This is a genomic window from Aquimarina sp. 2-A2, from assembly GCF_045505135.1.
GTDB lineage: Bacteria > Bacteroidota > Bacteroidia > Flavobacteriales > Flavobacteriaceae > Aquimarina > Aquimarina intermedia.
Genome location: NZ_JBJKFI010000001.1, coordinates 209133 through 222796, shown reverse-complemented (window position 1 = coordinate 222796; position 13664 = coordinate 209133). Strand labels below are relative to the sequence as shown.

Sequence of the window (13664 nt, the reverse complement as noted above, 5' to 3'; positions counted from 1 at the left end):
GCTTAAAATTACCCAAGTTTTTATAGCTTTGAAAAAATTTAGACTATGGATTTTTCTATTCGAAATGCAACCCCTGAGGATATGCCTCAAGTTTTGAAGCTAATTCGCGAATTGGCTGCATTTGAAAAAGAACCGAATGCTGTGGAAATTGATGAAAAAGAATTAGTAACTGAAGGATTTGGTGAGCATCCACTTTTTCAATGCATTGTAGCTGAAGTGAAGGGCGAAATTGTGGGGACAGCTATTTTTTATTATAGGTTTTCTACCTGGCAAGGACGCTCAATTCATCTAGAGGATCTAATTGTAACTTCTTCAATGCGAGGCACGGGAATAGGTAGTGCATTGTATGCAGAGGTGATGCGATTTGCTGATTTTAAGGGAGTACGCAGAGTAGAGTGGGTAGTATTAGACTGGAACAAAACGGCGATAGACTTTTACGAAAAAAGCGGTGCTGTTTTACTAAAGGATTGGTATTTAGCTCAAATGGACAAAAAAGGCTTGCAGGCGTTTGTGTCTAAAAAATTCGCAGATTAAGTTATAGGTATGAAGGTCTTTAAGTTTGGCGGAGCATCGACCAAAGATGCAGAAGGGGTAAAGAATGTGGCAAAAGTATTAGCGATGTTTAATGGCGAACCTCTGGTTATTGTCATTTCTGCTATGGGTAAGACCACCAATGCGATCGAGTTAATCCTGAAAGCATATCTGGACCATGATAAGATACTTGAAACCCTGATACATGATCTCAAAAGGTATCATATTGGCATTATTGACGATCTTTTTGAGCAAAATAGAAATTCAGTAATAGCGGGGATTGAAAGTCTATTTGAGGATATGCAGACGACACTTTCCAGAAATAAATCAACACAGTATGATTTTATCTACGATCAAATTATTGGATATGGAGAGTTACTTTCTTCAACTATTCTAAGCGCATATTTAAATTATACCGGTTATACGAACAAATGGATTGATGCGAGAGAACTCATCAAGACTGATTCGGTGTATCGGGATGCAGGAGTGCAATGGCAAGAAACGCAGGATAAGATTAGTACCCTATTGACACCAGACACCTGTTATCTAACGCAAGGGTTTATAGCATCTGACGCCAACAATTTTACTACGACACTGGGCAGAGAAGGCAGTGATTATACGGCAAGTATTCTGGCATACTGTCTTGGTGCAGATAATGTAACCATTTGGAAAGATGTACCAGGAGTACTCAATGCAGATCCCAGAGTGTTTGAAACGACTCGGCTACTTTCTCATATATCCTATGAAGAGGCTATAGAATTAGCCTTTTACGGCGCTTCTGTAATTCATCCCAAAACACTGCAACCATTACAGCGCAAAGAGATTCCGTTATATGTTAAATCATTCCTCAAACCAAACGGGAGCGGAACTACGGTCAAAAAAGGAGCGCCGCTAGACCCTATGGTTCCGTGTTATATTGTAAAGAAAAATCAAATTTTACTATCCCTATCCGCCAGAGATTTCAGTTTTATTGTTGAAGATAATATAAGTGAACTTTTTAATCTTTTTCACACCCATCAGCTTAAAGTGGACTTGATTCAGAACTCTGCAATAAGTTTTTCGGTATGTCTGGATAATAAATTTAATTCTTTTGAAGTTTTACTTCAGCAATTGCGTGCAAAATTTAAGGTGAGCTACCAAAAAGAGGTAGCCTTATACACTATTCGACATTTTGATCAAAATGCGATTACTCAATTAGAACAAAATAAGGATATTTTACTAAAACAATTGACAAAGGAAACCTATCAAATGGTTGCTAAACAGTAGGTAAGGCAATAGAATGATTTCCCTATATTTGTCCTTTGCAGAAAAAAGTATTAATGGCGATAATCACCTCAAAAGAAGTAGCCAAAGGGCTTCAATTGGATAAACTGGGTTTTATCGGGACGTTTATAGGATGGATTATCCTAAAAGTTACTCGGTTATCCAAAGTAAACAGACAATATGCTGCTATAAGTCATCTCAAAGGAGAAGCTTTTTTGAAAGCTGTTTTAAAATTATACAATGTTACATACGACATCCCGGAAGAAGACTTAAAAAGAATACCAAAGGATGGGGCGTTTATTACGTTGTCAAATCATCCACTTGGAGGATTGGACGGAATTCTTTTGCTCAAGTTAATGTTAGAGCATCGATCTGACTATAGAATAATTGCTAATTTTTTACTTCATAATTTTATTCCGCTTAAGCGATATATCATGCCTGTAAATCCATTTGAGGATCGAAAAGAGGCAAAGTCAAGTTATGCCGGTTTAAGAGATGCCATTTTGCATGTAAAATCAGGACAGCCATTAGGTATTTTCCCTGCCGGGGAAGTGTCAACCCATAAAGATGGAAGAAGTATTGTAGACCGGCCATGGGAACCCGCTGTGATGAAATTGGTTCAAAAAGCTAAAGTTCCAGTTGTTCCGGTATATTTTCATGCACGTAATAGCCGTTTGTTTTATAAACTATCTGCGATTCATGGAACTTTGAGAACGGCAAAATTACCTAGCGAACTTTTCTCACAGGAAAAAAGAGTTATTAAAGTTAGAATTGGTCATGCTATCTCGGTAAACGACCAAAACGAATATCCTGAGTTAGAAGATTTGACCAATTTTTTGCGTAAAAAAACGTATATGTTGGCAAATCCCTATCAGAAAAAAACGCTCAGAGAATCAATTCCCCAAAACCTGAAGCTACCACGTTTGCCCAAAGAAATAGCAGGACAAGGGGAAACTGAAAAAATTGAATCTGAATTACAATATTGTCGTGATAATGACAAACGATTACTAATCAGTAAAAATTACGAAGTGTTTTTGGCGCAAAAAGAGTTTATTCCGGCCGTTTTACACGAGATTGGGCGTTTACGCGAAATTACTTTTAGAGCAATAGGTGAAGGGACTAACGAATCCATTGACCTGGATCCGTTTGATGAGTATTACCATCATATGTTTTTATGGGATAATAAAGAGCAAAAAATTGCAGGAGCATATCGTATGGGTATGGGATCTGATATTTTTGCAAGCTATGGAATAGATGGTTTTTATCTACAAAAACTATTTCGTTTTGAACCGGAGCTTTACAAAATGATGAGTCAGTCTATTGAGATGGGTAGAGCTTTTATTATCAAGGAATACCAGTTGCGACCTATGCCACTATTCTTATTATGGAAGGGAATTGTACATTGTACTTTGCGTTTTCCTGAGCATAAGTATTTGATAGGAGGCGTAAGTATTAGTAATAAGTTCAGTAACTTTTCAAAATCTCTGATGATAGAGTTTATGAAATCGCATTATTATGATCCTTATGTTGCACAGTATGTGCGTCCTAAAAAAGAATTTAAGGTAAAACTAAAGGATGCAGATAAGGACTTTGTTTTTGATGAAAGTAGAAGTGACTTAAATAAGTTTGATAAAATTATCGACGAAGTGGAGCCGGGAAGTTTGCGTATTCCGGTGTTGATAAAAAAATATATTAAGCAAAATGCAAAGGTAGTTGCTTTTAACGTCGACCCATTGTTCAATAATGCGGTGGATGGTTTGATGTATATACGCATCGCCGATTTACCTGAAAGCACTGTCAAGCCTGTCATGGAAGAGTTTCAAGAAGAACTTGAGGAAAAATACTTCAAAAATGGAGATAAATAGGAGGTGTTCAAATAAATGAGCACTTTTTATAAATTTTGTGTACGATTAGTGCTTAAAGCGCTTCTTTTTTAATGAAATCTTTGCACTATGCTTTAATCTCATTTCTAGCTTTTACAAAAGCTTCATGAATTTCATTGTCGTTTCCTTGAACTTTGAATAGATCAAAAAACTTATGATGCAGATGAGCAGCCTTTTCTGATACAAAGAACAGTATTCGTTTTAATAATTAAAAGTGGTGAGAATATTATCAAAAGATTTATTCAGATACTCTTCGTGATGATGCAGGTATACCGTGAGCTTCCTATAGTATCTTTTTTTTACCATAGCGGTGGCCTTAGAACTTAACCCATGAGTTTCCACACTTGTATAGACACCTGTAATTTACTTTTCAAAATGCCTCAAATAGCCCTCATTCATCTGGCTTGTGCGAGAGTTACCAGTATAATACATTAGAGTATTTTTGATAGGTGAATTAAATTATTGAATTTTTGAACTTCTTCGCTCCATTAAAATGTTATCCTTCCAACATCCTTGATATTTGGCGATTTTTTCCCGAATTCCGATCACTCTAAAGCCAACACTTGCGTGTAAATGCTGACTAGCTTTATTTTCTGGAAAAATGCTTGCCTGTAAACTCCAGATACCGTGTGACTCACTGGCGGTGATGAGATGATTTAATAAAGAACGACCAACCCCTTGCTTTTGAGCTTTTGAGGCAACATACACACTGATTTCTGCCACACCTTCATAAACTGCGCGTTTTGATTTTGGGGATAAAGCAATCCATCCCAGTATTTGCTCGTTGCGTATTGCTTTAAAACGACAGAAGGACAAATGATTTTGATCCCATTGCTTCCAAGTCGGAATTTCAGTTTCAAAAGTAGCTATTCCGGTCTGGATTCCTTCTTTATATATTTTGGAAATATCTTGCCAGTCGTTTTGATTAATCGGTTGTATCAAGAAGTTCATCATGATATGGGAATTAACAACAACCTGACTCCGGAGAGCATGCAGTTTCATAAATAGTATTTTCAACGATGCCACATGCCTCTTTAGCTTTGCAATCAGTTGGAACCGTAGAGAGTTTCAAAAGCAGTTGTTTCTCCTTCACCTTAAAAGAATTTACATATAATTGTGTTGTATGAAATCTGGCATTTCCATATTCAATTTTGAGTTCAGCATTTAGGGTGTATGGTTTAATAGTTCCAACTTTTTTTAAAATGCCCAGTGCTTTGAAGGCGGTCATATAGTCAGGTTTTCCTAATTCTGACGGACTTTCCCATAGTTGTACGACGGTTTCTCTCCAAGTATCAGTACCTGCTCCACAATCAACAGAATCAATGACCATATGTTTCACCTCTGTAATATGATAATTGGTTCCCACCAACATGCCCTCAGTGTATTCGAATAAAAGTTCTTTTTCTTGATGCTCAGCTAATAAGCTTAAAAAATCTGAAGTGTTCATGATACTATAATTTAAATAATTAACAACAGTTCGTTTTGGTAGTGATAAAAAAGGAATTAAGTCTTAATTGAATGTCCTTCCAAACTTCAAGGTTGATACAGTAGCACATTTTTTTCCCTTCGATTTCACCTTTGAGTAGCCCCAGACTTTTCAATTCTTTGAGATGCTGAGATACTGTGGCTTGAGCGAGACCAATTTCTTCGACAATATCATTACAGATACAGGCATTTTGAGTACTTATATATTGTAATATGGCAATCCGTGCAGGGTGTCCTAAGACTTTAAAAAGTTGAGCAAGCTCGTTTTGCTCCTTATCGAAAATTTGTGATTTTGTAACTCCCATTTATTTATCATCTTAATATCGCAATATTACGATATTAATTTGTAATAAAAAAACCGAAGTATATCATTTCGGTTTTTTTGTGCTATTTAGAACCAGGGTTTACGGCCAATCTGATACGTTTGGTAAAACTCTTCGTCAGATTTTGTAAGATAGATAATGCCTTCAATCAAGCCAATAATACCTCCAATACCGCATAAAAAGGACAGTAGTATTTGAATTACCCCTTCTTTTGTGTACCCTAGAAGAAATTTATGGACGCCTGTCCATCCGAGTACTATAGCCAGGATTCCCGCAATTAGTTTTTTATTATCCTCAGAGCCAAATGTATTTTTTGCTTCGTTCGAAAATTCATTCGCAGCTCGTTTAGCACTTTCGAATACCTCTTTTGCGCCTTTTTCGATATCATCTCCAAAGTTTTTTTTGTCGTCAGTCATGGTGTGTATAATTAGATTATTTAAAGGTAGGAAATTTTAAAGAATAAATAAACTTCAGAAAATTATACGATTTTTAAAAAGTTAACGTGATGTTAATTTTTTATATATTTGAGAGGTCTAATCTTAACCATTAACTTTATGAATTGGTATTTAAAAGTAATTAAAGAAAATTTCGCAAATTTTGAAGGAAGAGCCCGCAGAACAGAATATTGGATGTTTGGCTTATTTAACTGTCTTATTGTTTTTTGTTTGGCAATACTGGCAGGGGTTTTTGCAGCTATGGATATACAGGCACTATCCCTTTTGTTTATGGGTTGCTACATGGTATATGCTTTGCTGGTTTTAATTCCGTCACTAGCTGTAACCGTAAGGCGCTTGCATGACACCGGAAAAAGCGGATGGATGCTGTTAATAGGTTTGATTCCTTTTATCGGGTCTATTTGGTTGTTAGTACTTTATGCTACTGAAGGAGATCAGGGAGACAATCAGTACGGTCCAGATCCTAAAAGTTTACCGGATCCGGCGTAATTTTTTTCAAAAAAAGAATACAATAGGACTGTTCGGGCAACCGAATGGTCTTTTTTTATTTAAAAGCACTGTCAACAGGCTCCCAGAGTTCTATTTTATTGCCTTCAGGATCGAGTATCCAACCGAATTTCCCATAGTCATATTCTTCAATTTTACCAACCACCGTTACACCCTCTTTGTTTAAGGTTTCCAGAAGCTCGACCAAATTTTCAACTCTAAAATTCATCATGAATTCTTTCTGGCTTGGTTCGAAATAAGAAGTGTTTTTATCGAATGGACTCCAATTTGTTGTACAATCGTTACCCTTATCGTCTTTCCACCAAAAGGAGGCTCCGTATTCATCTACAGGTAGACCTAAGTGTTTACCATACCATGCTTTGGTTGCTTTTGGATCTTTGGTTTTAAAAAAGAAACCGCCTATACCTGTGACTCGTTTTTTCATAGCTGTTTATTGTAAATGATTATTTCTTTTTTATAGCTTTTTCATACAATGCAATCCATTCGCTTGGAGTAATTTTTGAACATAATTCTTGTATTAGATCGTATGGAATGGTTTCCGGTTTTTTGAAGCGAACACAACTTTTACCCATGTCCAGTTTAGTTTTTACGTGCTTTGGATATTCGTTTATAAACCAATCGTGTAAAACCGGATCTGCATACATAGCACTATGATATAAGGCAATGAAGTTTTTTTGCGAAGCAATATTGATAAAAGGAAGCGGTAATTCGGTATTACAATGATATCCGTCTGGATAGATTGAATGAGGGACTACAAATCCAATCATATTATAACTTATGACTTCTTCAAAACCGATAGGAAGTGCATCCTTTATAGTTTGCCTTAGTTTTTGCATGGGTGCTTGACGTTCTTTTGGTAAGAGATCAATATACGCGTCAGGAGAATCTGCTTTATATTTCATATCAATCGAGTGTTATCATAAATATAGTAACTTACGGTAAACTGTTAGACAGTAGTTCGATTTCTTTCCTCATGTTTTCTTTTGCTTGTGTTTCATACATTGAAAAGAAAGGTTCCATTTTATACAGTCGAGGCATATTGGTAAGCTCATTTAATACTTTGACACGTCCTTTATTGTACACACTATTGGGATATATATTATATTCCTTCCGTACGTTTTTACGATACGTATCATAGCGTTCCCAAGGTTGTCCTAAAATAGAGAGGTCGGCATCGGTAAAATAATTAACATCACTCGTTTCGGACACATAGTGTCCTTTGGTAGCCAAAATCATTGCTCTACAGGCTTTAATATCTTTGTTTGCGACGCCGAGCTCTGTCATAACTTTAACGGCTTCCCGGGCACTTTTTCCTTCATTATTGGTGATAAGCACACTATATACATAATCATGATAGAATAATGAAAACAAAACCACATCCCAGTTGTTTATTTTGTTTTTTACTAATAGCAACTGACTGTTAATTTGTTCTAAATGACGCATATTGTGATAATAACGCAATTTTGAATTATATTTTTTTGCAATATTTTCCCATAAAGCCGTGTTCGCTTTTCTGTTAGAGCGATACTTTGAGACTAATTGTATAAAAATTTCTTCTAACAAAATGATGCCTTTATTTTATTGACGATGGTTTGTGAAAGCTTTTCTTTGGATTCGACAGTCCAACCCGCTATATGAGGGCTTAAGATAACATTTTTTAATTGTAATAATTCATTCAGCGCGGTGGGCATTTCCTTTGATTCGGCAAAGAGTGTTTCAAAGGATAATTTTTCATATTCCAGAACATCGAGGCCTGCGCCTAAGATTTTGCCCGATTTAAGGGCTGCCACAAGATCTTTGGTTACTACGCTTTTGCCTCGTGCGGTGTTGATCAACCAAAAAGGTTTTTTGAATTTTGAAATAAACTCAGAAGTTATCATCTTATCGGTTTGCGGTGTCCAGGGCGTATGGAGGCTAAGTACATCGGTTTTTGTAAATAATTCCTCAAGCTCCACTTGCGTAGCATTGCTGTCCTCGACATCATCCTTAATATCATAACAAATTACTTCGACATCAAATCCTCTAAGTTTTCTGGCAAAAGCCCGTCCCATATTACCATATCCAATAATACCCACAGTTTTTCCGTCAAGTTCGATTCCGCGATTTTTTTCACGGTTCCATTGCCCCTGTCTAATTTCCTGATCTGCTACTGGAAACTTGTTAAATAAAGACAGAATCATTCCTAGTGTATGTTCGCCTACTGCATTCCGGTTGCCCTCGGGGGCCGAAAAAAGTTTGACTCCTTTAGTTTTTGCATACGCCACGTCAATACTCTCCAGACCGGCACCTACACGCGCTATAAATTTTAAATTTGTTGCCTTATCTAAAAAACTGGCGTCAATATCAAATCGACTGCGTATTACAATACCGTCATAGTTGGCTATTATATGTTCAATCTCTGTTTTTGATGCGGTATACTCTTCATCATTTTGAAAGCCCAAATCGTTGAGCTGAGTAATGAGCAAAGGGTGATTGCTATCAAGGTGCAGTATTTTCATGTTTTAATGCGTGTTTGTATTTCAAAAATACGGAATAAAACATCATAATGTAGTGTGTAAAAGAATTGCCTGTGTTTACTTCATTAACGGTGTATATCACTTAATTCCTTTAGGACAGATTTCATTTTTTCTGAAGAGATCGAGAGAAAGGCTTTAGCTTTTTTGGCCTCTTCTTTGGCTACTGGCATATATTTGAGGCTCCATCTAGCATTTTCTAAAAGAATTGGTAGCAAATCTATGCCTTTGGGTGTGAGTAAGTAGATTATTTTTTGTTTATGATCTGGATCTTTTTTCTTGTGGATAATGCCTTCTTTTTCTAAGAATTTGAGCCTGCTGGCTAAGATGTTGGAGGCTATTTTTTCTTCGGACTGCAAAAACTCTCTGAAGTAACGTTTTCCTTCAATAAGCATATCTCTAATAATTAAAAGCGTCCACTTATCTCCAAAAATACTGAGAGCCAAATATTGAGGACATTGGGATTTTGACATTTGCATAGTGTTCAAAATATTTTCTTGCAAAATACTAGATGTTTATGTAATTTACAACTGGTTTAATTATAAAATCGGTTTTATTATGAAAACAATACAGCATTATACATGCGCTGTGCCGGTGCGCTCTCATAGGAAAAAAGTATTTGAGTCCCTTACGAAAAATATTGGGGCTTGGTGGGGTACGTGTGATACCAATCCCGATGATGAAGGAAAAATATTTAAGGTTTCATTTGGGGAGGATTCGTTTTGGAGTTTCAAAGTGGTGAAGTTGACACCTTTTGAACGGATAACTTGGCAATGTGTGGATTCGCAGCAGGATCACCATGTTGAAGGAATGGATGAGGAATGGATGGGTACGATGCTGTACTGGACCATCGGTAATATCGGTAACAAGGTTCATCTTACACTGAAGCATGAGGGGTTAACTCCCGATGGAGTTTGCTATGACGTATGTTCCAGAGGATGGGACTTTTACATTATGGATAGCTTAAAAAGATATCTTGAGACAGGACAAGGACAGCCTTATGTTAAGTAGTTTGAGTTATTGTTTCAAATATAGGCTCTAAACCGTCGTAGAAAATTACATCTATACTTCTAGGATGATAAATAAAATCTCATAGAAAATTTATAAGTATCACAAGGATATGTTCTTTAGACTAAGGTATTAGTTTGTTTAAATATCCACGTAGTTTGTAACAGTGCGCTCAGTTTTTAATTCGCCGGTATGCTTTGTGCTGGCTTTTTCAAAAAGTAATACGCGCACCTCTTCATTGTTTTTTGTCGTAGGGCAATGTTCCACTCCCTTTGGCACCACGATAATTTCTCCCGGCTGCACCTCGACAGTCTTATCTCTGAATTGCATGATCAATGTGCCACTGATTACATGAAAAAGCTCATCCTCATCCTCATGAGTGTGCCAAACAAAATTTCCACATAATCTAGCCAAAAAAACATGATTATCATCTACAATGGCGATACGATGTGGATGCCATTGCTGCGAAAATTTCGAAAATTTCTCATTAATATTAATTACTTGCATAGTGCTGGGTTTTTTAGAATAAGTTGCTTATTTCTTCTGTGATTCTAGTTGGACGTAGATTTTTGTTTTGCAATAAGCACCAGTTAGTTTTGGCTGTAACTACTAGTTGATTTGTTTCAACATTAATTATTTCTGTTCTTCGTTCACTTTTGGCGCCTTGATGATGGTCAATCCAGGTTTTTAGTTTTAGGCGTTGCTCTGCAAATGCAGGTGCGTGGTATTCTATATAATGATTCATGACCACCCAGACGAAGTGCTCTCTCATACTAGGATCTGTTTTATGTTGCCAATGTTGTTTAGCGACATCTTGTATCCATTGCAAATAAACCACGTTGTTGACGTGATTCATATCATCTATTGCAGAGGTAGGTACAATAATCTCAATTTCAAATGGTTGTATCATGTAGTGTGCAATTTTTTCTTTAAATTTAACTAATTAACCTTAAATAATATCACACATGAAAACTAATTTTTTAAGTATCGAAGGAGCAAAAGTATTATCCAGAGAAGGTCAACGATTTATTACCGGGGGTGCCGGAGTAGACCTTTCTAAATGTGGTTGTTCTTGCGATGGATCAGTAACGGGCCCTGCTTATTGTAGTCAATACATCGGTTGCCCTCAGGTGTATACATGTTAGATAGTGGTAGAGTACACAGTTAGTTAACTAATTTAGAAGAACTGGATTGTTTGATTATTAAATTAATGAATAATTCGGTTTTTTGTTTTTCGGACAGGGATTGAAACGACAGCTTTTACAGACTTTTTTGGGAAGTCTGGTAAACTATAGTGTAAAGCCCGGTGCTTGCAGTCCGCCTAAAATCCTAACATCATTTTTGCAATATAGAAGAAAAGAAAAATACCAAAAATATCGTTGCTGGTTGTGATAAAAGGTCCGGTTGCAATCGCCGGATCTATGCCTCGTTTATCCAAAATTATAGGCACAAAGGTACCTACCAGCGCGGCTACAATGATGACACTCATAAGGGCTAATGCAATGGTAATGCTAAACGTAAACTCTTGTCCCATAATGAGGCCGAAAATTATAATAATTGCTGCCAATGCAAGGCCATTAATGAGACTTAAGCCTATTTCTTTTAAAAGCCGTTGGAGTATGCTTCCTTTAACATTATTATTAGCCAAACCTTGTACAATGATAGCTGATGATTGTACCCCAACATTACCAGCCATGGCGGCAATTAGTGGTGTATAGAAAAATAACGTTCTATAGGCAGGATTTACCATAATTTCTTCAAAACTTTCCATGATAAAAACACTGCCCAATCCACCAAGCAGTCCTAAGATTAACCAAGGTAACCTTGCACGAGTGAGTTGCCAGATGCTGTCATCAGCTTCTACATCCTGCGAAATACCTGCAGCCATTTGATAATCTTTTTCGGCTTCTTCTTTAATATAGTCAACAATATCGTCAATAGTAATTCTACCTACAAGTACACCATTATTATCAATTACAGGAATTGCTTCTAAATCATATTTTTGCATGATTCGGGCAACTTCGTCCCCTTCGGTATCTACAGTTACATAGTCTACTTTAGGAATATAAACTTCGCTGATATGCGTTTTGGTGGAGGCTGTTAGTAAATCTTTTAAGGATAGCCTACCCTTTAGTTTTCCTTCTTTATCGATAACATAGATCGAATGCACCCTTGTGACGTTTTCTGCCTGTCGTCGCATCTCACGAACACAACCTGCTACGGTCCAGGTTTCTTTGACACGTACCAATTCCTTTGCCATAAGTCCCCCCGCCGTATCCTCTCCGTAGGCCAAAAGCTCTACGATATTATCTGCGTGTTGGTTGTCCTCAATTTGGGCAATAACATTCTCTACACGATCCTCTGGTAGCTCCGAGATAATATCGGCAGCATCATCGGTATCCATTTCTTCTAATTCCTCAGCAATTTCTTTGGCAGAAAGTTTATCAAGAATGCGTTCACGCACATCTTCTTCGAGCTCCATCAACGTTTCTGATGTTTTTTCACTATCCAATAATTTAATCAGATAGGTTGCTTCGTAGAGATTTAACTCGTCTACAATCTCTGCAAGATCGGCAAAGTGAATTTCGTCAAGCAAATGCTTTAATTGGGCGTCATTTTTTTCCTCTATAAGAAGTTCGACGTTATCAATAAGCTCTTGCGTAATCTGAAATTGCATAGACGTGTGTTTGAGTGGTGAATTAAAATGCACACAAAGATAATCAAAGTAATGATTAAGGTTTTAAGATTGTGTTAAACCCTTGTGCTGTGCCTTAAAATCATTTTTAAAATGAAAAATTAAACAGACAATTTAGCTAGTTTTTTTGATGTTTCTCTACCGCTTGTGTCAAGGTTATAAATTCTGCAACTTCCAATTGCTCAGGTCGTTTTGAGAATAAAGACTCAGTAGTATCAATTTGTTCAGGAAGAATACTTTTTAGGCTGTTCCTTAATGTTTTACGACGCTGATTAAACGCTGTTTTTACAACGGTATATAGCCATTTTTCATCACAAGGTAGTGTAAAATCATCCTTACGTCGTAAGCGCAGCACACCACTGTCTACTTTTGGGGGAGGATTAAAGACGGTAGGAGGTACCGTAAATAAATATTCTGCATCATAAAAGGCTTGCGTGAGCACAGATAGAATTCCGTAGGTTTTACTGCCGGGACCGGCACAAATTCGCTGTGCAACTTCTTTTTGGAACATGCCTGTAAACTCAGGAATACGTTCTTTGTTAGCAAGAGTTCTAAACACAATTTGACTTGAGATATTATACGGGAAGTTTCCGGTAATTGCGAATTCTTCTCCTGAAAAAAGTGAATCCAAATCATATTTGAGAAAATCTGCTTCAATGACCTGAAAGGAATTTTTACCCGAAATGTATTTTGCAAACTCCAAAGCAAATGAGGTATTGAGATACTCAATAGATTCTGTATCCAGATCCATGGCAATTATATGCATGTCTTTTTGCAATAAATACTTTGTAAGCACTCCCATACCTGGCCCAATTTCAATACAATTAGTGTATCCCGAAAGGGTAAGGGTGTTTCCAATAGCTTCAGCGACCTCCTCATCTTCTAAAAAGTGTTGCCCTAGATGCTTTTTGGCAGTTACGGCTGTTTTTGAAGAAGATCTTTTTTCGGTTTTAGTAAATTTTCTATTCTTATTAGAAGCTTGTTTTTTGCTCATATGTCGT

The 13664-nt window shown here is 36.8% G+C and carries 19 protein-coding genes; 6 read left to right on the top strand and 13 right to left on the bottom strand.

Annotation, left to right across the window (positions count from 1 at the left end; genetic code table 11):
* Window positions 1–45 precede the first annotated feature (45 nt).
* The 3 genes from ACJRPK_RS01015 to ACJRPK_RS01005 are packed head-to-tail and all read left to right on the top strand — an operon-like array spanning window position 46 to window position 3659.
* Complete coding sequence (locus ACJRPK_RS01015; protein WP_407138020.1) at window positions 46–534, top strand: GNAT family N-acetyltransferase; 489 nt, start codon at window positions 46–48, stop codon at window positions 532–534.
* Between the two features lie 9 nt (window positions 535–543).
* A complete protein-coding gene (locus ACJRPK_RS01010) occupies window positions 544–1797 on the top strand; it encodes an aspartate kinase (RefSeq protein WP_407138019.1) in 1254 nt (417 codons plus the stop codon).
* Window positions 1798–1850: 53 nt separating this feature from the next.
* On the top strand, window positions 1851–3659 hold the full coding sequence (locus tag ACJRPK_RS01005) for a GNAT family N-acyltransferase (RefSeq protein WP_407138018.1): 1809 nt from the start codon (window positions 1851–1853) through the stop codon (window positions 3657–3659).
* Window positions 3660–4136: 477 nt separating this feature from the next.
* On the opposite strand, the gene ACJRPK_RS01000 is transcribed toward ACJRPK_RS01005, so the two are convergent.
* From ACJRPK_RS01000 to ACJRPK_RS00985, 4 genes are all read right to left on the bottom strand, one after another.
* A complete protein-coding gene (locus ACJRPK_RS01000) occupies window positions 4137–4631 on the bottom strand; it encodes a GNAT family N-acetyltransferase (protein WP_407138017.1) in 495 nt (164 codons plus the stop codon).
* 10 nt (window positions 4632–4641) lie between these two features.
* Window positions 4642–5124, bottom strand: a complete 483-nt coding sequence (locus ACJRPK_RS00995) for a DUF6428 family protein (RefSeq protein ID WP_407138016.1) — start codon at window positions 5122–5124, stop codon at window positions 4642–4644.
* Window positions 5125–5143: 19 nt separating this feature from the next.
* Window positions 5144–5467 (bottom strand): ArsR/SmtB family transcription factor, encoded by a 324-nt coding sequence (locus ACJRPK_RS00990; RefSeq protein WP_407138015.1) that lies wholly within the window; start codon window positions 5465–5467, stop codon window positions 5144–5146.
* 86 nt (window positions 5468–5553) lie between these two features.
* Entirely contained in the window at window positions 5554–5901 is a 348-nt protein-coding gene (locus tag ACJRPK_RS00985; RefSeq protein WP_407138014.1) for a TM2 domain-containing protein, read from the bottom strand.
* A gap of 138 nt (window positions 5902–6039) precedes the next feature.
* On the opposite strand from ACJRPK_RS00985, the gene ACJRPK_RS00980 reads away from it, so the two are divergent.
* Window positions 6040–6429, top strand: coding sequence for a DUF805 domain-containing protein (locus ACJRPK_RS00980; protein WP_407138013.1), 390 nt, complete (start codon window positions 6040–6042; stop codon window positions 6427–6429).
* A gap of 55 nt (window positions 6430–6484) precedes the next feature.
* On the opposite strand, the gene ACJRPK_RS00975 is transcribed toward ACJRPK_RS00980, so the two are convergent.
* From ACJRPK_RS00975 to ACJRPK_RS00955, 5 genes are all read right to left on the bottom strand, one after another.
* Window positions 6485–6871 (bottom strand): VOC family protein, encoded by a 387-nt coding sequence (locus ACJRPK_RS00975; protein ID WP_407138012.1) that lies wholly within the window; start codon window positions 6869–6871, stop codon window positions 6485–6487.
* A gap of 19 nt (window positions 6872–6890) precedes the next feature.
* A complete protein-coding gene (locus ACJRPK_RS00970; RefSeq protein ID WP_407138011.1) occupies window positions 6891–7349 on the bottom strand; it encodes a DUF1801 domain-containing protein in 459 nt (152 codons plus the stop codon).
* 31 nt (window positions 7350–7380) lie between these two features.
* Window positions 7381–8010, bottom strand: a complete 630-nt coding sequence (locus ACJRPK_RS00965) for a hypothetical protein (RefSeq protein WP_407138010.1) — start codon at window positions 8008–8010, stop codon at window positions 7381–7383.
* Complete coding sequence (locus ACJRPK_RS00960) at window positions 8004–8945, bottom strand: 2-hydroxyacid dehydrogenase (RefSeq protein WP_407138009.1); 942 nt, start codon at window positions 8943–8945, stop codon at window positions 8004–8006. The genes ACJRPK_RS00965 and ACJRPK_RS00960 overlap by 7 nt, the downstream gene beginning before the upstream one ends.
* A gap of 83 nt (window positions 8946–9028) precedes the next feature.
* On the bottom strand, window positions 9029–9433 hold the full coding sequence (locus tag ACJRPK_RS00955) for a winged helix-turn-helix transcriptional regulator (protein ID WP_407138008.1): 405 nt from the start codon (window positions 9431–9433) through the stop codon (window positions 9029–9031).
* Window positions 9434–9518: 85 nt separating this feature from the next.
* Here ACJRPK_RS00955 and ACJRPK_RS00950 point away from each other — a divergent pair, with 85 nt between their 5' ends.
* Window positions 9519–9971, top strand: a complete 453-nt coding sequence (locus ACJRPK_RS00950) for an SRPBCC family protein (protein ID WP_407138007.1) — start codon at window positions 9519–9521, stop codon at window positions 9969–9971.
* Between the two features lie 138 nt (window positions 9972–10109).
* Here the strand turns inward: ACJRPK_RS00950 and ACJRPK_RS00945 are convergent, their stop codons facing one another.
* Complete coding sequence (locus ACJRPK_RS00945) at window positions 10110–10475, bottom strand: cupin domain-containing protein (RefSeq protein WP_407138006.1); 366 nt, start codon at window positions 10473–10475, stop codon at window positions 10110–10112.
* A gap of 13 nt (window positions 10476–10488) precedes the next feature.
* Window positions 10489–10878: an acyl-CoA thioesterase gene (locus ACJRPK_RS00940; protein WP_407138005.1), complete on the bottom strand. Its 390-nt coding sequence runs from the start codon at window positions 10876–10878 to the stop codon at window positions 10489–10491.
* Window positions 10879–10933: 55 nt separating this feature from the next.
* Between ACJRPK_RS00940 and ACJRPK_RS00935 the strand changes: the two genes are divergently transcribed.
* A complete protein-coding gene (locus tag ACJRPK_RS00935) occupies window positions 10934–11113 on the top strand; it encodes a hypothetical protein (protein WP_407138004.1) in 180 nt (59 codons plus the stop codon).
* 176 nt (window positions 11114–11289) lie between these two features.
* Here the strand turns inward: ACJRPK_RS00935 and mgtE are convergent, their stop codons facing one another.
* Both mgtE and rsmA read right to left on the bottom strand, forming a co-directional pair.
* A complete protein-coding gene (gene mgtE, locus ACJRPK_RS00930; protein ID WP_148781745.1) occupies window positions 11290–12645 on the bottom strand; it encodes a magnesium transporter in 1356 nt (451 codons plus the stop codon).
* A gap of 136 nt (window positions 12646–12781) precedes the next feature.
* On the bottom strand, window positions 12782–13657 hold the full coding sequence (rsmA, locus tag ACJRPK_RS00925) for a 16S rRNA (adenine(1518)-N(6)/adenine(1519)-N(6))-dimethyltransferase RsmA (RefSeq protein WP_407138003.1): 876 nt from the start codon (window positions 13655–13657) through the stop codon (window positions 12782–12784).
* Window positions 13658–13664 lie beyond the last annotated feature (7 nt).